The 18170-nt window shown below is 64.7% G+C and carries 18 protein-coding genes and 1 tRNA gene; 11 read left to right on the forward strand and 8 right to left on the reverse strand.

The features are described 5' to 3' along the window. The first annotated feature begins 96 nt into the window (after positions 1-96). Positions 97-615 (forward strand): thiol peroxidase, encoded by a 519-nt coding sequence (gene tpx / locus FKZ61_RS20940; RefSeq protein WP_141612103.1) that lies wholly within the window; start codon positions 97-99, stop codon positions 613-615. A gap of 92 nt (positions 616-707) precedes the next feature. Further along, positions 708-1376: a glycerol-3-phosphate acyltransferase gene (locus FKZ61_RS20945; RefSeq protein ID WP_141612104.1), complete on the forward strand. Its 669-nt coding sequence runs from the start codon at positions 708-710 to the stop codon at positions 1374-1376. A gap of 137 nt (positions 1377-1513) precedes the next feature. Here the strand turns inward: FKZ61_RS20945 and FKZ61_RS20950 are convergent, their stop codons facing one another. After that, the gene (locus FKZ61_RS20950; protein WP_141612105.1) at positions 1514-2764 is read right to left on the reverse strand and encodes an NAD-dependent epimerase/dehydratase family protein; all 1251 of its coding nucleotides are present in this window, start codon (positions 2762-2764) and stop codon (positions 1514-1516) included. A 362-nt stretch (positions 2765-3126) separates the two neighbouring features. On the opposite strand from FKZ61_RS20950, the gene FKZ61_RS20955 reads away from it, so the two are divergent. The 7 genes from FKZ61_RS20955 to FKZ61_RS20985 all read left to right on the forward strand — a co-directional run bounded on the left by FKZ61_RS20955 (position 3127) and on the right by FKZ61_RS20985 (position 10026). Then, positions 3127-4320, forward strand: coding sequence for a glycosyltransferase family 4 protein (locus FKZ61_RS20955; RefSeq protein ID WP_141612106.1), 1194 nt, complete (start codon positions 3127-3129; stop codon positions 4318-4320). Between the two features lie 392 nt (positions 4321-4712). Next, positions 4713-5495, forward strand: a complete 783-nt coding sequence (locus tag FKZ61_RS20960; RefSeq protein ID WP_211358670.1) for an ABC transporter ATP-binding protein — start codon at positions 4713-4715, stop codon at positions 5493-5495. 41 nt (positions 5496-5536) lie between these two features. Then, positions 5537-6196 carry an ABC transporter ATP-binding protein gene (locus tag FKZ61_RS20965; protein WP_229964343.1) on the forward strand — a complete coding sequence of 220 codons (660 nt, stop codon included), beginning with the start codon at positions 5537-5539 and terminating at the stop codon, positions 6194-6196. Between the two features lie 3 nt (positions 6197-6199). Next, entirely contained in the window at positions 6200-7111 is a 912-nt protein-coding gene (locus FKZ61_RS20970; protein ID WP_141612108.1) for a branched-chain amino acid ABC transporter permease, read from the forward strand. Continuing rightward, the gene (locus tag FKZ61_RS20975; protein ID WP_211358671.1) at positions 7108-8076 is read left to right on the forward strand and encodes a branched-chain amino acid ABC transporter permease; all 969 of its coding nucleotides are present in this window, start codon (positions 7108-7110) and stop codon (positions 8074-8076) included. The genes FKZ61_RS20970 and FKZ61_RS20975 overlap by 4 nt, the downstream gene beginning before the upstream one ends. A 39-nt stretch (positions 8077-8115) precedes the next feature. Further along, complete coding sequence (locus FKZ61_RS20980) at positions 8116-8781, forward strand: class I SAM-dependent methyltransferase (protein ID WP_211358672.1); 666 nt, start codon at positions 8116-8118, stop codon at positions 8779-8781. Positions 8782-8808: 27 nt separating this feature from the next. Beyond that, positions 8809-10026 carry a YibE/F family protein gene (locus tag FKZ61_RS20985; protein ID WP_141612109.1) on the forward strand — a complete coding sequence of 406 codons (1218 nt, stop codon included), beginning with the start codon at positions 8809-8811 and terminating at the stop codon, positions 10024-10026. A gap of 188 nt (positions 10027-10214) precedes the next feature. On the opposite strand, the gene FKZ61_RS20990 is transcribed toward FKZ61_RS20985, so the two are convergent. The 7 genes from FKZ61_RS20990 to infC all read right to left on the reverse strand — a co-directional run bounded on the left by FKZ61_RS20990 (position 10215) and on the right by infC (position 15482). Further along, positions 10215-10288, reverse strand: a tRNA-Lys gene (locus tag FKZ61_RS20990). A 124-nt stretch (positions 10289-10412) separates the two neighbouring features. Further along, a complete protein-coding gene (locus FKZ61_RS20995; RefSeq protein WP_141612110.1) occupies positions 10413-11837 on the reverse strand; it encodes a hypothetical protein in 1425 nt (474 codons plus the stop codon). A 28-nt stretch (positions 11838-11865) separates the two neighbouring features. Then, positions 11866-12807, reverse strand: coding sequence for a helix-hairpin-helix domain-containing protein (locus FKZ61_RS21000; protein WP_141612111.1), 942 nt, complete (start codon positions 12805-12807; stop codon positions 11866-11868). Positions 12808-12941: 134 nt separating this feature from the next. Next, a complete protein-coding gene (locus FKZ61_RS21005; RefSeq protein WP_141612112.1) occupies positions 12942-13730 on the reverse strand; it encodes a TrmH family RNA methyltransferase in 789 nt (262 codons plus the stop codon). Between the two features lie 193 nt (positions 13731-13923). Beyond that, entirely contained in the window at positions 13924-14283 is a 360-nt protein-coding gene (rplT, locus tag FKZ61_RS21010) for a 50S ribosomal protein L20 (protein ID WP_141612113.1), read from the reverse strand. Between the two features lie 122 nt (positions 14284-14405). Then, positions 14406-14615 carry a 50S ribosomal protein L35 gene (rpmI, locus tag FKZ61_RS21015; RefSeq protein WP_141612114.1) on the reverse strand — a complete coding sequence of 70 codons (210 nt, stop codon included), beginning with the start codon at positions 14613-14615 and terminating at the stop codon, positions 14406-14408. A 324-nt stretch (positions 14616-14939) separates the two neighbouring features. Continuing rightward, a complete protein-coding gene (gene infC, locus FKZ61_RS21020; RefSeq protein ID WP_141612115.1) occupies positions 14940-15482 on the reverse strand; it encodes a translation initiation factor IF-3 in 543 nt (180 codons plus the stop codon). A gap of 437 nt (positions 15483-15919) precedes the next feature. On the opposite strand from infC, the gene FKZ61_RS21025 reads away from it, so the two are divergent. Next, positions 15920-16687 (forward strand): DnaD domain-containing protein, encoded by a 768-nt coding sequence (locus FKZ61_RS21025; protein WP_141612116.1) that lies wholly within the window; start codon positions 15920-15922, stop codon positions 16685-16687. Then, the gene (locus FKZ61_RS21030) at positions 16659-18056 is read left to right on the forward strand and encodes an ATP-binding protein (RefSeq protein ID WP_211358673.1); all 1398 of its coding nucleotides are present in this window, start codon (positions 16659-16661) and stop codon (positions 18054-18056) included. Before FKZ61_RS21025 ends, FKZ61_RS21030 begins: the two co-directional genes overlap by 29 nt. Positions 18057-18170 lie beyond the last annotated feature (114 nt).

Here is an 18170-nt window from a genome sequence, read left to right on the forward strand (position 1 = left end):
AGAGGGCACCGGGAATTTCCGCCGGGGTATTTACGCCAGACTGTAATCGCCCATTACCTGTAATCGCACCTTACATCGAGCAGAAGGAACACAACCATGCAGGAACGAGTTGGAGCTGTCACCTTGAAGGGAACCCCCCTGACCGTGTTGGGAACGCCGGTGCAGGTGGGGGAGCAGGCGCCTGAAGTGACCCTGGCCACAGGCATGACCACCAGCGCCCGGCTGTTGGCCGACAGCGCCGGCAAGATTCGACTGGTCAGCGTGGTGCCCAGCATCGACACCGGCATCTGTGATGCCCAGACCCGGCGCATGAATGAAGAGGCGGCCCGGCTGGGCGAGCAAGTGGTGGTGCTGACGGTCAGTGCCGATCTGCCCATGGCCCAGAGCCGGTGGTGCGGTGCCGCCGGTGTGGAGCGTGTCCGCATGTTGTCTGACCACAAGGAGATGGCCTTTGGCCAGGCCTACGGCACCTGGGTCAAGGAGCTGCGCCTGAACCAGCGGGCCATCTTCATCATCGATGCCCAGGACACGGTGCGCTACGCGGAGTATGTGCCGGAGATCGCCCAGCACCCGGACTACGACGGCGCCCTGCAGGCGTTGCAGGCCCTGCTCTAGAGCAGGCTGCCCCTGCCTTCCCTGGACGATGGGGTTCATCCTCGCCCAATCGGACCAGCCAACTCTGACCAGCCAACAAGGAGTCACGCACCATGATCTGGCTGTTTGCACCGGCCGCCGCTCTGATCGGCTATCTGCTGGGTTCGATTCCCGTGGGATTGTTGGTCTGCCGGCTTTACGGCGTGGACATTCGCCAGGTGGGTAGCGGCCGGATCGGCGGCACCAATGCCTGGCGTGCTGCCGGCTTGAAGGCGGCCATCCCCACCATCGTGGGGGATGCGGTGAAGGGCGCCGTGGCCATCGGCCTGGCTACCTGGCTCTTTGGCCTCCTCTTCCCCGAGCCGGCCACCATGGCCCCGGACCTGGCCATCCAGCGGCTGATGGCCCTGCATCTGGCCCAGGCCCTGGCCGGTGGGCTGGCTGTGGTGGGCCACAACTGGTCCATTTTCCTGGGCTTCAAGGGGGGCGCCGGTGGCATCACCACCGCGGCCACCACCATGGCCCTCTACCCGCCCGTGGGGGGCATGGTCTGGCTCATCGGCGGCTTTCTCATCTGGTGGAGTCGGATCGCCGCCATCGGCACCTTTGCTGTAGGGGTGAGCAGTTTTGCCATCTTCCTGATGCTGGCGGTGGAGGACTGGATCACCTACTGGCCCTACGTCCTCTACGGCGTGATCGTGCTGGTTGCCGTGTTGGTTGCGCTGCGGCCCAACCGGGAACGGTTGAAGGAAGGCAACGAGCGAGTGATCACCCTCTGGTGACCCCCATCTCCGTCTCACCTGAAGACGACCGGGCCTGGCCCGAACGCGCAGGCGGGGCCGCTGCCATCTGGCAGCGGCCCCGCCCGTTACTTGCGCCGTTTGGTCGCCTGGCCGTGTCCGGAGCCGTGTGGGACGGCTCAGGCCGGCTCCATGGCCTTGGCCTGGGTCGGGTGGACGGCCACCGGCTCGGCTGCGCCGGTGCGGTCCAGGGGAATGTCGGCCCGCCAGCGGGAATCGCTGATGATTTTTTCCACGTTGCAGCGATCCTTGTAGCGTTCCGCCACCTCGTAGACCTCGGTCAGGAGGCCTTCGTTCAGGGTGGTGGGGTTGAGGCCCAGGGCCAGGAACTGATCGTTGCGCACCACCAGCTCGTTTTCCAGGGATTCGTTGCGGGGGTTGATGTAGTAGCGGATCTCGGCCCCCGTGAGCCGGGAGACGATCTGGGCCAGCTCTCGCACCCGGTGGGTTTCGGTGGTCTGGTTGAAGATCTTCACCCGTTCGCCCTTGGCCGGCGGGTGGCTCACCGCCAGGGAGATGCAGCGCACCGAGTCCTGGATGTGGATGAAGGCCCGGGTCTGGCCGCCCGTGCCGTAGACCGTCAGCGGGTGGCCCACCGCAGCCTGGACCAGGAAGCGGTTGAGCACGGTGCCGTAGTCGCCCTCGTAGTCAAACCGGTTGATCAGGGCCGGGTCCATCATGGTCTCTTCCGTGTTGGTACCCCAGACCACGCCCTGGTGCAGGTCGGTGATGCGGACGCCGTCGTTCTTGTTGTAGTAGTAGAAGAGCAGCGCGTCCAGGGTTTTGGTCATGTGGTAGATGCTGCCCGGGTGGGGCGGGTAGGGGATCTCGATCTCCCGGTCCTGGCCGTCGATGTTGACCCGCACGTTGAGGTAGCCCTCGGGGATGGTCATGCCTGCGGTGCCGTAGCCGTAGACACCCATGGTGCCCAGGTGTACCAGGTGGATGTCCAGCCCCGACTCCACAATGGCACAGAGGACATTGTGGGTGCCGTTGACGTTGTTGTCCACGGTGTAGCGCTTGTGCCGGGGGGACTTCATGGAGTAGGGGGCGGCCCGCTGTTCCGCGAAATGGATGATGGTCTGAGGCTTGAGGTCGCTGATGAGCTCTTCCAGCTCGTGGTAGTCCTTGGCGATATCCAGGTTGACGTAGCCGATGGTCTTGCCCGTGATCCGCTTCCACGCCTGAAGCCGATGCTCGATGGTCTCAATGGGGGTGAGAGACTGGCAGCCCAGTTCCACGTCAATCTTACGCCGGGACAGGTTGTCCACGATGGTCACGTCATAGCCCTCGTTGGACAGGCGAAGGCTGGTGGGCCATCCACAGAAGCCATCGCCACCGAGTACGATAATTTTCCCTTTGCCGCTCATACTGCTTGTGTCTCCTTCTCTAAAGGCCAGGTTCACCTAGTAAATCCCGGCAGAAATTCGCCGAAGCTCTCCGCCAGAGGTCATGCCGTCGAATTTCTGCCGTGGTATTTACGCCAAACTGTACCAGGAACTCGTGCATCCCTGCCGTGCTCGGCAGCCGATGTTGGATTCCATGCCGTATTACACCACGTGCCGTATTACGTGCCGTATTACATCACGTAGAGGATAAAGCATGCGCGACATTTGGCCAAATACTGGCGCCCATCCTCGCGATTCAGGGACCACAGTTGGCCTGTGGTAGAATGGGGTGGCGGCCGTGGGCGCACGGCCGGAAGAATGATTACCCAGCGAGGTGGTTGGCCATGTACGGCGAGGATCGGCCTTTAAAGATTGCGATTTTTACCGAAACTTTTCTGCCCAAGATCGACGGCATCGTCAGCATTCTCTGCCTGATGTTGCAGCGTTTCCAGGAGCTGGGCCACCAGGCCATCCTCTTCGGCCCGCCCGGCGGCCCGCCGGAGTACGCAGGCACCGAGGTGGTGGGCGTGGGCGGCCCCCGCTTCCCCTTCTACCCGGAGCTGCGCATCAACATTCCTCGTCGCCGGGTCTGGCAACGGGTCTCCCAGTTCCAGCCGGACCTGATCCACGTGGTCAACCCCTTCTTCCTGGGGCCCTTTGGCCTCTCCTACGCCCGGCGGCTGCAGGTGCCCACCCTGGCTTCCTTTCATACGGATGTGGCCCGCTACGCCCGCTACTACGGGGCCGGTATCCTGGCCCCTCTGCTGTGGCGCTACATGCGCACCCTCCACAACCAGGCCGATGTGAACCTTTGCCCCTCCACCGCGGTGCGTCAGGAGCTGCGGCGACATGGCTTCCGGCGGGTGCGCTGGTGGAAGCGGGGCATCGACACCGACCGCTTCTGCCCTGGCCCGCGGGATCCGGCCATGCGGGCCCGCCTGACCGACGGTCACCCCGATGATTTCCTGGTCATCAACGTGGGACGCCACTCGCCGGAGAAGGGCCTGAAAGAGCTGCGGGATCACCTCTTCCCCCAGCCGGGCCTGCGCCTGGCCCTCATCGGCGGCGGCCCCAGCCACGAGCAGCTCAAAGAGCACTTCCGGGGCACGCCCACCGTCTTCCCCGGTTATTTGAAGGGCGACAAGCTGGTGGCGGCCTACCGCGCCGCCGACGCGTTTCTCTTCCCCTCCACCACCGAGACCTTTGGACTGGTGGCCCTGGAAGCCATGGCCTGCCGGGTGCCGGTCATTGCGGCCCGGAGCGGCGGCGTGGTGGATACGGTGGTGGACGGCATCAACGGCCTCTTCTTTGATCCAGACCAGCCCGAGCAGATGGGCGTGTTGGTGCGCCGGTTGCGGGAGAACCCGGACTATCGGGAGCAATTGGCCGAAAACGGCCTGGCCCACGCCCGCAGCCGCTCCTGGCGGGCCACCATGGACCAGCTGGTGGAATACTACCGCAAGGCCATCCGCGTCTTCCGCCAGGAGCAGATGCGCACCCGGATTCGCCCCACCCTCCACGGCCAGCCAGCCGGGTAGTCCCTCTGCCGGGCTCCGGATTCGCCGGTGTTGCCCCTGGGTCAGCAGGCTCCACTGAATGGATGAGCCAGGGGCCATTCACCCCGTTGAGGGCGTTTTAACGCACTTGGGGTGTGCCAGCCGATGATTGAAATCATCGGCCCAAGCCGGCCACGGCCGCATGCAGCGCGAACTCTCCTCGCTTCAGCGGTGGTATCCATACTGCACGGACGCTGCCCCGTATGGAAACCGGACCTATGGCCCTGCCCCCGGACGACATTGAGATACACCCCAGGTTTACCGCTACTTGCCTACTCCTGCAAAATTGTTACAATGGGCCAGATCGAATTGTCATCATTGTTGCCATCTGTCCGGTCGGTGATGGATGCCAGCCATTGCAGGAGGGAATGAATTTGAATGGACAAGAGCAGGTGATCCTGAGCGTACAGGACGTGCACAAACACTTCGGCGGTTTGAAGGCGGTGAACGGCGTCTCCTTTCAGGTTCAACGGGGAAAGATCACCGGCCTGATCGGCCCCAACGGCGCGGGAAAGACCACCACCTTCAACATCATCTCCGGCTTCTACCGGCCCGATGCCGGCCAGGTCCTCTTCAACGGGGCTCGCATCGATGGCCTGCCCCCCCACCGGGTCTTCCATCACGGCCTCTGCCGGACCTTTCAGATCTCCCGGGAATTAAAATTGATGACGGTGATGGAGAACCTGCTCCTGGTGCCAGCCGGCCAGAAGGGGGAGAACCTCTTTGCCTCCTGGTTCCTGCCCGGCCAGGTGCGGGCTCAGGAACGGACCCTGCGGGCCAAGGCCCTGGAGATCCTGGAGTTTGTGGGCCTGGCCCATCTACAAAACGAGTATGCCGCCGGGCTCTCAGGAGGCCAGAAGCGGCTGTTGGAGCTGGCTCGGACCATGATGGCCGATCCCCAAATGGTGCTGCTGGACGAGCCCGGCGCCGGTGTCAACCCCACCCTGATGCGCCGCATCGCCGGCTACATCCGCAGCCTGGCCACGGACCGGGGCATCACCGTCTTGCTGATCGAACACGACATGGACCTGGTCATGAACGTCTGCGACTGGATCGTGGTGATGAGCAGCGGGCAGAAGCTGGCCGAAGGGACCCCCGACCAGGTGCGACAAAATCCAGCCGTCCTCGAAGCCTACCTGGGGGGGCAAAACCGATGAGTCTCCTGATTGCGCGCGATGTGGTCGCCGGATACGGCGAAATGGAAATCTTGCACCAGGTCTCCCTGGAGGTGCAGCAAGGGGAGATCGTCACCATCATCGGCCCCAACGGCGCCGGCAAATCCACCCTGATCAAGACCATTTTCGGTCTGCTGGCCACCTGGCAGGGGGAAATTCTCTTCGAAGGGCAGAACATCACCCGGCTGCCCCCAGAGCAGATCGTCCGCCGGGGCATTTCCTACGTGCCCCAGGTGGAGAACATCTTCCCCTCCCTCACCGTGGACGAAAACCTGGAACTGGGCGCCTACCTGCGCCCCGAGGCATTTAAGCGCCAGGCGGAGTGGATCTACGGGCTCTTCCCCGAGATCGCCTCCCGGCGTAAGACCCCTGCCGGCCGGCTGAGCGGCGGCATGCGCCAGATGGTGGCCTTTGGCCGGGCCCTCATGTCCGAGCCCCGACTCCTCCTGTTGGACGAGCCGTCGGCCGGCCTGGCGCCCATGGTGGTGGATCTGGTCTTTGAAACCATTCAACGAGTCAATCAGGAGGGGGTAACCATTCTCATGGTGGAGCAAAATGCACGGAAAGCCCTGGCCTGTAGCAACCGGGGCTACATCCTGGTGGATGGACGCAACCGGCTGGATGGGCCGGGGCAGGCACTGCTGGCAGACGAAGAAATCGGCCGACTGTTCCTGGGAGGATAAGCCATGGCCGAATTGATTGTCTACGGAATCATCCTGGGCAGTATCATCACCCTGGGCGCCGTGGGTCTGACCCTGATCTACGGCATCGTGAACTTCGCCAACTTTGCCCATGGGGACCTCATGACCCTGGGCGCCTACATCGTCTTTTTTCTGGTCACCGCGGCCCTGCCGGCCCTGGGCATCGTGGAGACGCCCCTGTCGCCCCTCTCTTTCGGCTGGGTGACCCTCCTGGCCATCATCCCCGCCATGCTCCTGACCGGCCTCATCGCCATTGTGGCCGACCGGCTGGTCTACAGCCGGCTGCGGGCCCTGCGGGTACGTTCGGTGATGATTGCCATCGCCTCCCTGGCCGTCGCCTTTATCATGCGCAGCGTGATCTACCTGGCCTTCGGCGCCGACTTCTACCTCTACGCCAAGGGCCTGCGCACCACCTGGCGGCTTCCCCTGGATATTCGCCTGCGGCCCGACCAGCTGGTAATCTTCATCCTGGCCTGGACGCTGGTGATCGGCCTCTACCTCTTCCTGCACCGGACCCGCACCGGCAAGGCCTTGCGGGCCATGGCCGACAACCCGGACCTGGCCCGGGCGTGTGGCATTGCCACCGAGCGCATGGTGGCGCTGACCTGGTTCATCGGCGGCAGCCTGGCCGCGGCGGGCGGCATCATGCTGGGCATCGACTCCCAGGTGTGGCCGGAAATGGGCTGGACCTTCCTGTTGCCCCTCTTCGCCGCGGTGATCGTGGGCGGCGTGGGGAACATCTACGGCGCGCTGGTGGGCGGCCTGCTCCTGGGCATCGTCCAGCAGGTGTCTACCGCGTTCCTCTCCCCCTCCTATAAGCCTGCCGTGGCCTTCATCATCTTGATCCTGGTCCTGTTGATTCGCCCCCAGGGCATTTTGGGAGGGAGCAAACAATGACGCTGGCCGGTATCCTCGCCATTCTGGTTCAGTTCGCCGTGGTAGCGACCATCTACGCCATCTTCAGCCTGGCCCTCAACGTCCACTGGGGCTATAGCGGCCTCTTCAACATCGGCGTGGCCGGCTTCTTTGCCGTGGGCGCCTACACCTCGGCCCTGGTGACCATGAGTCCCGCCACGGGGGAGCAGGCTCAGTACATCAACCAGGTGGTGGCCCTGGGCCAGCCCTTCGTGGTGGGCCTCCTGGCGGCCGGCCTGATGGCAGGCATTGTTGCCTTTCTCATCGGCTTTCCCACCCTGCGCCTGCGGGACGACTACCTGGCCATCAGCACCATTGGCATCGCAGAAACCATCCGCCTCATCTTCAACACCGAGCGCTGGCTGGCCAACGGCGCCCGGGGGCTGGTGGGCATTCCCCAGCCCCTCCAGGGCCTGGTGCCGCCGGCCCGTTACAACTGGATCTACCTGGCCATCGTGGTGGTGGTATTGATCCTGGTTTACATCGCCATCGAGCGGGGCATTCGCTCGCCCTGGGGCCGGGTGCTGCGGGCCATCCGGGAGGACGAGGTGGTGGCCGAAGCCATGGGCAAGGATGTCTTCTGGTTCAAGATGCAGGCCTTTGTGGTGGGCGCGGTGGTGATGGGCATTGGCGGCGCGCTCTACGCCCACTTTACCCGGGCCATCGACCCCACCGTCTTCGAGCCCTTATTCGGGACATTCCTGGTGTGGGTGATGTTGATCCTGGGGGGCAGCGGCAACAACCGGGGCGCCATCCTGGGGGCTTTCATCGTCTGGGGCATCTGGTCGGGCACCAACGTGATGGTGCGCCGGATGGTGCCGGTGGAATACATGGCCCAGGCGCCCTACATCCGGCTGATGCTGATCGGCCTGCTGCTCATCCTCATCCTGCTCCTGCGTCCCCAGGGGATCCTGGGCGAGGAGAAGGAGGTCTCGCGCCTCCAGTAGGCAGCCCATGGCAGCAGGAAACAAGGGGAACAACGGACTGTGACAGACCGGGAAGCGCCGTCCGCAGCCGGCAGGCCTCCAGGCCGCACGGGGCTGCGGCGGCGTATCTTTGCCTGGGTTCATGCCCGGGGTGTACCGGAATACGACCGGTTGGTGGCTGCCCGTAAGCGGGAGCTCTTCCGCACCCTCGCCGGGGACGTCCTGGAGATCGGGGCGGGCAGCGGCGCCAACCTGCCCTATCTTCCGGATGGGGTCAACCTGATTGCCCTGGAGCCCAACCTGCACATGCATCCCTACCTGGAGCAGGCGGCCCGGCAGTCGGGCCGGCCCGTGGATATCCGGGTGGGCACCATTGAAACCCTGGATCTGCCGCCGGAAAGCCTGGACGGGGTGGTGAGCACCCTGACCCTCTGCTCGGTGGACGACCTGGAGCAGGCCCTGGCCGTGGTCCTCCGGGTGCTGAAGCCCGGCGGCCGCTTCGTCTTCCTGGAGCACGTGGCTGCACCGCCCCACACCTGGCAGCGCCGGTTCCAGGATTGGCTGCAGCCCGCCTGGAGCTTTGTGGCGGACGGCTGCCATCCCAACCGGGAGACGGACCAGGCCATCCAGCGGGCCGGCTTTGCCTGGGTGGAGCTGGAGCGCTTTCACCTACCCCTGGGCCTGGCCAGCCCCCACATTGCGGGGGTGGCCGTCAAAGGCCCCTGACCCCGCGTCCAGACACGAGATCAAGGCATGAAGCGATCGTCATCCCTGCCCCGTTACCTCATCCTCCTCATCGACCTTCTGATCGTTGCCGTGCTGATTTACCTGGCGCCTGGCTTCGTGGACGCGCTGAGCCTGTGGCTCCAGCCCCGGCCGACCTCCTCTGGCGAGAACACCGTAGTGGCCCGGGTGGTGGCCATTCTGGAGGAAGGCACCGTGGCGGAGATGGGGGCCGTGCGTCCCTACCAGATTCTCCAGGTGGAGCCCCTGTCTGAACCCTGGAGTGGCCAGCATTTCATCCTCGACTACGGGCGGACGGCCCTCTCCGCCCCGGGGGTCTCCCTGGCCGTGGGGGATCGGGTGCTGGTGGGGCTGACCCAGACGGCGGACGGCCGTTGGCAGGCTTATTTTGTGGACTTCGTGCGCACCCGGGCGTTGATCTGGCTGCTGGGCCTCTTCGTGCTGGCCAGCATCCTGCTCAGCGGCTGGAAAGGGGTGCGCAGCATGGCCAGTATGCTCTTTAGCTTTGCCGTGATCGTCTTCTTCATCCTGCCCCAGATCCTGGCCGGCGCCAACCCGGTGGCGGTCAGCACGGCCGGCGCCTTCGTCATCCTGGCGGTGACCCTCTACGTGGTCTATGGCTGGACCCTGAAGACCCACGCCGCGGTGTTGGGGGTGTTGTTGGCCCTGGGGCTCACCGGCGGCCTGGCCTACCTCTTCATCCGCCTGACCCATCTGACCGGCTTTGGCAGCGAGGAAGCCATGTTCCTGAGCCAGCAGGCCATGGGAACGGTGGACCTGCGGGGGCTGGTCTTGAGCGGCATCCTCATCGGTGCCCTGGGCGTGCTGGATGACCTGGTGATCACCCAGGCGTCGGCTGTGTTCGAGCTGCACCTGGCCAACCCGTCCCTGCCCTTTGGCCGTCTCTACCGCCAGTCCATGCGCATCGGCCAGGACCATGTGGCGGCCACGGTCAATACGTTGGTGCTGGCCTACACGGGCGCGGCCTTGCCCCTCCTGCTCCTGGTGACCCAGGCCGGCGAATCCTTTGGCACCTTCATCAACCGGGAGTTCGTCACCGAGGAGATTGTGCGCACCCTGGTGGGCTCCCTGGGCCTCATTGCGGCTGTGCCCATCACCACCGGCCTGGCCTGCCTGATTGCCCTCCAGCATGGCCGGCTGGGCCGTCTGCGCCCGCTGCTGGGCCCCCTCACCCTGGGGGACGGCCATGGGCACCATCACCACTAAACTCCCCCGAGGGCGTTCTCCCGGGCTCGCCGGGAATAACCCCAGCCCTGTCGCGCGGATTTCTCAAGGCACCAATAGGGGCAGCCGGCCCTCCCCTTTCTTTTACCCAAAAGCAAAGCCGCGGCTGCATCGGCCGCGGCTTGTTACAAACGTATCGGGATATGAAAATTATCGGCGTAATTTCTGTGTGAGCCCCCTGGGACTCGAACCCAGAACCCGCGGCTTAAAAGGCCGCTGCTCTGCCAAATTGAGCTAGGGACCCATGGACACACCAGCGCGCACCATCAATATACCACAATGGGGACGGTTCAGGCAAAACCAGAGGGCCATATGCCAACTCGGCCTGGCCCCGTTAAGGGGCGAGGAAAGGCCTGCGCCGGTGCCCGTCACAGCCGCGGCGGAATGGTCACCCGCACCGGTTCGGAGCGGGGATGGGGCAGCCCCTCCCGCTGGAGTTCAGCCTGCAGGGTGACCGGACCCTGGGGAAGTGCCTCCGCAGGTCGGTAGGCCCACTGGCCCCAGGCATCCGCCCGAATGCGGGCTACCGTGATCCCATTCACCTGTAGGTTCACCTGGCCGGTCGGCACGGCCAGGCCCTGGACCAGAGGGCGCCGGGTGGCCAGATCCTGGCCCGGCCGCGGCCAGAGGATCACCGGGGGCGGCAGGGTCAGCGCGGTGGCTGCCTCCGTTTGACGCACCTCCGCCAGGGTGAAGACTTCCACCCGTTCGCCCAGGTCGGTGCTCACAGCCACCTGCCCTGGCCCCTGGTCCGGCGGGATCAGCCAGAGCCGCCAGCGGCCGTCCACCCCCGCGTTGACCACAGTCAGGGGCACCTGATCCAGCCAGGCCGTGACGGTGGCCAGGGGAGTGGCCATGCCCTCCAGCAGCAGGAGACGCCGCTCGCTGTCACTGAAACCCCAGCGGGATAGTTGTAACGGCACCGCAGGCGCAGGGCCAAAAGCGGCCGGGATGCCGTTCGCCGGGGGCTCCACCACCAGGGCCACAGGCGCCGATTCGGCCAGGAGCTGCCCCTGGGGACCCAGGGCCGCTGCCCGCGCCACATACCCGGCCGCAGGCAGAGGAGCAGCCAGCTCGATCTGCCACATCTGCTGATGATCCACCAGGGCTTCTCCCATCTGCCGCCCGTTGATGTAGAGGCGCACCCGCATGCCCGGCAGGCCGCTGCCCGTAAATCGAAGGGGCCCATCGCCTGGCAGGCGGGCACCGATGGCAGGGGCCTGGATGACCGGGGTGGCCAGGGCGATGGGGCCCTCGCTTCCCGTTGCCAGCACGGTGACCACCACGGACAGGCTGCCCCGTTCTTCCCCTGTTGCCGTCAATTCCCGCAGTTCAATGAGATAGACGCCCGCAGGCAAGGGCGTTTCCAGGGGCAGCTGCCAGAACCCGGCCCCATCCGCAGTGATGGTGGCCAGCTCCTGGGCCGGCCCGCGCGCTTCCAACTCCGGACCGTCGCCGGGTATGGGCAGGCGGGTGAGCCGGATTTCCACCTGGCTGGCGGGGGCTGCGGTGCCGGCCAGGGTCGATAGCCCCCGGGCAGGCAGCACCGCGTTGGGGGGAATATGGGCCAGAGTGAGGGGCAGGGTAGGGGCGGCCACCGCCTCGCTGACGGCTACCTGGGGCAGCGGCTCGAGGGGTTGAAGGGGCGGTTCAGCCGGCGTGGACGGCTGGCTCCAGGGTTGCGCCAGCCCGGTAACGGCCAACAGCAGGGTCAGGACCACCACCAGGCCGACTTTCCAGCGGTCGATGGACCAGTCCAGGTAGGGCGGGCGGTCGAAGGGTTGCTGACTCATGGCATGCAACGGGCTGGGCTGGTGGTGGTCATGGGGCGGCCCAGGGCCGCCGGCTGCGGGCGTTGGCCAGCTTGGCTGCCTGCCGGATCCAATCTTCCACGTCGGGTTCCTCGCCTGCCACAGGCGGGGGGAGCAGGCTGCGGAGCTCTTGGGGCGAGGCGTTGGCCAGTTGCTCGAAGGTACAGATGCCGGCCCGGTACAGGGCCTCCTCGTTCACCGGCCCGATGCCGCGGATGCGGGTGAGGTCGTCGGGCGGCGGGCCGGTGTAGGTGGCGTTCTGGCGGCCGTATTTTTCGGCCAGGGCTCGGGCCTGGGCAGGCCACTCTTCCACATTGGCCCCCTGGTTGGCCCGGGCGGCTGCCCGCAGGGTTTCCACGTCGGTCTCGGCGACCTGCCGCCAGGTGTAGATGCCGGCCTGGTACAGGCGCTGCTTGTAGGCATGGCCCACGCCTTTGATCTTGGCCAGATCGTCGGGGTAGCCGTCTGTCCGTGGGGGGACGGTCGCCCGCTCCGTAGAGCGAGGGGAGGACGGTTCCTGGGTCGGCTGCGCGGCCATCGGCGTGGGCGCTGATGGAGCCAGCAGGGGTTCAGGCGTCTCTTCCTCAGGCCGGGGGGGTGGGGCTGTCTGGGCTTCACTGGCAAACGGCCGCGGCGATACAGGCGCTTCCGTGGCCGCTTCCTCGGCTTCCTGCTGACGTCGGGCTTCGGCATCCAGAAAGACGCCGGGGCTGCGGTAGGTAAAGGTGGGCGTCTGGGGCGTGGCGTTCTCGTTGGCCTGGGATGACAGGGTGGCCCGTGTCCTGCGCAGCTGTTCCTCCAGCTCCTGGACGCGCCGATCCCGCAGGCGCAGGCGTTCCCGCCGGAAGTGATACCATTCCCAGAGGGTGGAGGTTGCGAAACCGAGCACGAAACCGGCGAGGACAAACCACAGCATCTCCAGTTGCATGCGCACCGAGCCTCTCTTTGTCATGCCGTGCAGATCCAATCCTGGGTTGTTGCTGGATGCGGACAGGTCGTTGGCGGGTGACAGCCGACGGGGTCGGCGTGGGCAATCTTTGCGGCTGGGATCATACACTGGAGCGGGCGACGGTGTCAATGCCCGGTCTATCCGTCCCCGTGCCGCCGCTGGCGGGCTGCCTCGAAGAGGATCACGGCACCGGCCACGGCGGCGTTGAGGGATTCCACCTGTCCCTGCATAGGGATGGCAATAGCGTGGGTCCGTTGACGGGCTGCGTCGCTGGGGCCAGCCGCTTCACCGCCGATGACCAGCGCGGCAGGCCGGCGCCAGTCCACCTGGTCGTATGGCGTCTGGGCCTCGGCCTCTGCCCGGTAGAGGATCATTTCGGGGGGCAATTGTTGGGCCAGCTGCTCCCAGGATTCGCAGATGCGCAGGGGGAGTCGGAAGTGGGCGCCCATCCCGGCCCGGATCACCTTCTCGTTGAAGGGATCCACCGTGCCCGGCGCCAGGAGGACCAGGTCCACCCCGGCTGCTTCGGCGGTGCGCAGCAGCGTGCCGGCGTTGCCTGGATCCCGCACCTGGTCCAGGATCAGGACCAGGGTAGGCTGTGAAGGCAGGGGACGGTGGGGCAGGGGGACCACCGCCAGGATCCCCTGGGGGGTGACCGTGTCTGAAACCGAGGCGAAGACTTCGGGGCTGCAGGCCAGACATTCCACCCCCTGCTCCTGGAGCTGCTGGAGCAGTCTGGCTGCCCGTTCTTGTCCGGCGACCGCCTCTGGGACGTAAAGGACCATCTCGGGGCGCACGCCGGCCTGGGTGGCGTCCTCCACCAGGCGGACACCTTCCAGCAGGATGCGGCCACTTTCATGGCGGTGGCGGCGTCGGTGCAGCTTCCGAATTTCCTTGATGCGTGGATTGCTGGTGCTGGTGATCATGGGATGGTGGCGCGTTTTCGGTGCTGGAGATACCTTGTTGGAGAGGAAGCTGGTGACGACATCCAGGCCGTGCATCCCTGGCGCAGGGGGACAAAAAAAGCGGCAGGAGCTGAAATGCTCCCGCCGCCGTTTGTCTGTCAGCCATGTCGCCTGGAACTCCCGGCGTCCATCCGCCGGAAGGTGCACGTGGAATTTAGGCCTGGAGTTGTGCCTTGGCCAGTTCTGCCAGTTGGCTGAAGCCCTGCGGATCCCGGACCGCGATGTCGGCCAGTACCTTGCGGTCCACCTGGACGTTGGCCTGTTTCAAGCCGTGGATGAAGCGGCTGTAGTTCAGGCCGTTCAGCCGCGCGGCGGCGTTGATTCGGGCGATCCAGAGACGCCGGAAATCCCGCTTGCGATTGCGGCGATCCCGGTAGGCGTAAAACAGGGATTTGAGCATGGCCTCGTTGGCCCGCTTGAAAAGCCGGGAGCGGGTGCCGAACTGGCCTTTGGTGAATTTCAGAACTTTTTTATGCCGTCGGTGGGCATAAACCTTCGGTCGTGAGCGTGGCATCTTGATCTCCTTCCGTGATGGCGGACCGCGCAGACGGGCGGTCGCTTTGGGAGCCGGTCACGTACTGGCTCAGGCGTGAAACACAGGCCAAAAGACTGGGTTCACGCCTGAGACCCCTGAATTTATTCCTGGGCAGCCTTCCCGGCCACGGTCTTCACCAGTTTGATCTGGCTCTTGACCGTGCTGGGGACAGTGTGCCGATAGTCGCTGATGGTGCTGCTGTTTTTCTTGCGGCGCAGGTGGCTGCGGCCCGCTTTCATCCGCATGAGCTTGCCCCGCTTGGTGAGCCGGAAACGTTTGGCTGCACCCTTGTGGGTCTTCATCTTTGGCATGATGGCCTCCTGGTTTCAGTCAAACTCGCCGTCTGAGCCGGCGGTGATTTCGCTGAGAGAGTTCGCTGGGACCCTGGCTGACAGGTAAAGACCGCGAACCAGACGCACAACACAAAAAGACAACACAAAAACGGGCAAGCGCCCGTTTTTGACAATCTTTCTCATTGTACAGGATCGCTCGACAAAACCCAAATTGGACACTGCCCGATCTGCAGCCAGGCTGGGAGCTGCCGGGTGTTACCTGCCCCTGGCAGCCGCGTCATGCCCCAGCACAAAACTCCGGGGTATCTGCCTGAGCTGAAACCGGGCAAGATGGCCCAGACATCACGAGGTCGTCGGTGCCAGGACCATCACCATGCTGCGCCCATCCAGGACCGGCCGGGATTCCACGGTGACCACGTCAGCCACGTCCCGGGCAATCCGTTCCATGAGCTGCTGGGCCACCTCTGGGTGGTAGATCTCTCGTCCCCGGAAGCGGACCCGAACCCGGATCTTGGCGCCTTCCTTGGCAAATTTTCGGATCTTGGACAGGACGACCTGGATGTCGTGCTCGTCGGTCTTGGGGCGAAGGCGAACCTCCTTCACCTCGATCTGCTTTTGCGCCCGCCGAGATTCTCGCTCCCGCTTCTGGCGTTCATACAGGTACTTGCCGTAGTCCATCAGGCGGCAGACGGGCGGGTCCGCATTGGGCGCAACCTCCACCAGGTCCAGCTCCTGCTCTTCCGCCAGGGCTATCGCCTCCCGGGCGGACATGATGCCCAGCTGCTGCCCATCGGGGCCAATCACGCGTACTTCCCGGGCACGGATGGCCCGGTTAACACGCGTCGAATCCTGTGCAGAGTCTTTGTAAAATGTCCTGCGCGCGATCTTGCAACTCCTTCGCTACTTGGTTCGGTAAATCGTTGTCCGGTAAGCCGTTGAACGAATCTGGTGCCCGGACCTCCGACACACACTGGCCGCCCCACCGGGGCGGCGTTTCACATTCGGCGCTGCATGGCATTTCATCGATTGCGCCTCATCGATTGTACGTTGGATTCCAGCAGGGGACACTTCAAAGCCAGTCGAGTAAAGCCAGTCGAGTCCAGTGTGGTCCAGGCATGTGCAAGTATAGCATTCCACCAGTGCCTGCGTCAAGTCTTTTGAAAATCTGCCGAAAATCCGAGCCGCTTCCCGACAGCTTGAAAACGGGGTATAATGCTTCCATCGCGAAAAGTGGCACCATGTTGGGTGACATGTTGTTGGATGACATGTTGTTGGATGACATGTTGGATGATTCGGACGCTTGAGGAGGGGGACGAGCCGTCATGGCGGAGAAGACAAGCGGCTTTGTGGGGTTTCCCGATGCCAAAATGCGGCCGGTGGTGATCCCGGATTTTTTCTTCACGGACCTGTTGCCCCAGATCGATGATCTGGCCGAGTTGAAGCTGACCCTCCACTGCTTCTGGCTGCTCAACGAACAACAGGGCGAGTACCGCTACCTGCGAGGCGATGACCTGCGCCGGGATCCCGTCCTGCTGGAGAGCCTCAACCTGGACTCGGACCTCCGCTCTCCCCTGGCCGCGCTGGAGGATGCCCTGGAGCGCTGCGTGGCCCGCAACACCCTGTTGCGCCTGGAAATCGTCACCGACCTGGACGAAGGGGACAGCCAGGGGGAGACTCTGACCGAAGATTGGTATTTCATGAACACCGTCAAGGGCCGGCAGGCCATCGCGCTCATCCGCCAGGGGCGCCTGCACGAATTGAAATCGGCCATTCCCGAGGAGGCCCGCCTCCAGGTGGAGCGACCCAATATCTTCGTCCTCTACGAGCAGAATATCGGGATGCTCACCCCCTTGCTGGCCGATCAGCTGCGGGATCTGGAGAAAACTTACCCGCCCGACTGGATTCACGAGGCCTTTGAGATCGCCATCGGCCGCAACAAACGCAACCTGCGTTACATTCAGGCCATCCTCAAGCGGTGGGCGACGGAAGGGAAGGATAACGAGCGCCATGAAGTCTCTGGCCGAGATTCTCAAGCACAGCGGCGGCAGAACTACATCCCCGATGAATACTCCGACATCATCCTCGGCTGAATCGTCCGGCCAGGAGCCGGCCACCTCCCGGTCGCGCCGTCCGGCGGCAACCCAGGAGGACGCCTGCCCCATCTGCAAGGGGACCGGCTACGTGGTGCCGGATTTGCCTATCGGCCACCCGGATTTTGGTAAGGCCGTGCCCTGTCGCTGCCAGGCCCAGGCCCGCCTGGAAAAGCGCCTGCGCCGCCTCCAGACCACCAGCAACCTGGCTGCGTTGAAGCACCTGACCTTTGAGCGCTTCATTCCAGAGCCGGCCCACCTGCCGCCGGACAAGGTCTTTAACCTGCGTCGGGCCTACGACACCTGTGTCTACTTCGCCCAAAACCCGGAAGGCTGGCTGCTCCTCACGGGGACCTACGGCTGCGGCAAGACCCACCTGGCCGCGGCCATCGCCAATGCCCGGCTGGCCCAGGGGGAAGCGGTCCTGTTCATGATCGTGCCGGACCTCCTGGATCACCTGCGGGCCACCTTCAACCCCCAGAGTGAGGTCAGCTACGACAGCCTCTTCGAGCAGCTGCGCACGGTGCCCCTGCTGATTTTGGATGACCTGGGCACCCAGAGCAGCACGCCGTGGGCCCAGGAGAAGCTCTTCCAGCTCCTGAACTACCGCTACAACGCACAACTGCCCACCGTGATCACCACCAACCAGCGGCTGGAGGAGCTGGAGCCCCGGCTGCGCAGCCGGCTGGCCGACCCCAGCCTGGTCAAGCACTTTCACATCCTGGCCCCGGACTTCCGCACGGGCCGGAACGCCAGCCAGAGCGAGCTGAGCACCCTCAACCTCCACCGGGATCAGCGCTTTGAGAATTTTGACCCCCGGCGCAATGACCTGAGCGGCGAAGAGCGGCTCAACCTGCAGAAGGTCTTCGCCATCTGTCAGAACTATGCCCAGGAGCCCCGGGGGTGGCTGGTCCTCTCCGGCACCTACGGCTGTGGTAAGACCCACCTGGCCGCGGCCATTGCCAACTATCAGGTGGAGCACGCCCAGGGCGATGTGATGTTCATCGTGGTCCCGGACTTGCTGGACCATCTGCGGGCCGCATTCAGCCCCCAATCCACCACCCCCTACGACCGCCGTTTTGACGAGATCAAAAAGGTTCCCATGTTGGTCCTGGATGATCTGGGGACGGAGAGCGCCACGCCCTGGGCCCGGGAGAAGCTCTTCCAGCTCCTGAACTACCGCTACAACGCGCTGCTGCCCACGGTGATCACCACCAGTTCTCCGCCGGAGCGGATCGAACCCTGGCTGCGCACCCGCATGTTCGACACCGAGCGGTGCCAGTTCTGCGGCATCATCGCCCCCGGCTACCGGGGAAGCCGCAGCCAGCAGGAGAGCAGTGCCCAGCGGCGGGGCCGTCGCAGCCGCTGAGGGCGCGATCATCCGCCGCCGGGTATACCACGGCCCAGGATATCCGCACCCGGGCTTTGGTTGGCGCAGCTTTTTCCCGCGCCCGGTCGGTTATGTCTTAGCCATGGAGCTGTC

This window comes from Litorilinea aerophila (genome assembly GCF_006569185.2).
Classification (GTDB): domain Bacteria; phylum Chloroflexota; class Anaerolineae; order Caldilineales; family Caldilineaceae; genus Litorilinea; species Litorilinea aerophila.

What these genes read in the sequence shown, in the direction of transcription:
- FKZ61_RS20970 (WP_141612108.1), top strand. Translation starts at nt 6,200, where the DNA reads ATGGCCGAATTGATTGTCTACGGAATCATCCTGGGCAGTATCATCACC.
- FKZ61_RS20950 (WP_141612105.1), bottom strand. Translation starts at nt 2,764, where the DNA reads ATGAGCGGCAAAGGGAAAATTATCGTACTCGGTGGCGATGGCTTCTGT.
- FKZ61_RS21000 (WP_141612111.1), bottom strand. Translation starts at nt 12,807, where the DNA reads ATGACAAAGAGAGGCTCGGTGCGCATGCAACTGGAGATGCTGTGGTTT.
- FKZ61_RS21025 (WP_141612116.1), top strand. Translation starts at nt 15,920, where the DNA reads ATGGCGGAGAAGACAAGCGGCTTTGTGGGGTTTCCCGATGCCAAAATG.
- FKZ61_RS20945 (WP_141612104.1), top strand. Translation starts at nt 708, where the DNA reads ATGATCTGGCTGTTTGCACCGGCCGCCGCTCTGATCGGCTATCTGCTG.
- FKZ61_RS21030 (WP_211358673.1), top strand. Translation starts at nt 16,659, where the DNA reads ATGAATACTCCGACATCATCCTCGGCTGAATCGTCCGGCCAGGAGCCG.
- rpmI (WP_141612114.1), bottom strand. Translation starts at nt 14,615, where the DNA reads ATGCCAAAGATGAAGACCCACAAGGGTGCAGCCAAACGTTTCCGGCTC.
- rplT (WP_141612113.1), bottom strand. Translation starts at nt 14,283, where the DNA reads ATGCCACGCTCACGACCGAAGGTTTATGCCCACCGACGGCATAAAAAA.
- FKZ61_RS21005 (WP_141612112.1), bottom strand. Translation starts at nt 13,730, where the DNA reads ATGATCACCAGCACCAGCAATCCACGCATCAAGGAAATTCGGAAGCTG.
- FKZ61_RS20965 (WP_229964343.1), top strand. Translation starts at nt 5,537, where the DNA reads ATGGAAATCTTGCACCAGGTCTCCCTGGAGGTGCAGCAAGGGGAGATC.
- tpx (WP_141612103.1), top strand. Translation starts at nt 97, where the DNA reads ATGCAGGAACGAGTTGGAGCTGTCACCTTGAAGGGAACCCCCCTGACC.
- FKZ61_RS20985 (WP_141612109.1), top strand. Translation starts at nt 8,809, where the DNA reads ATGAAGCGATCGTCATCCCTGCCCCGTTACCTCATCCTCCTCATCGAC.
- FKZ61_RS20995 (WP_141612110.1), bottom strand. Translation starts at nt 11,837, where the DNA reads ATGAGTCAGCAACCCTTCGACCGCCCGCCCTACCTGGACTGGTCCATC.
- FKZ61_RS20955 (WP_141612106.1), top strand. Translation starts at nt 3,127, where the DNA reads ATGTACGGCGAGGATCGGCCTTTAAAGATTGCGATTTTTACCGAAACT.
- FKZ61_RS20975 (WP_211358671.1), top strand. Translation starts at nt 7,108, where the DNA reads ATGACGCTGGCCGGTATCCTCGCCATTCTGGTTCAGTTCGCCGTGGTA.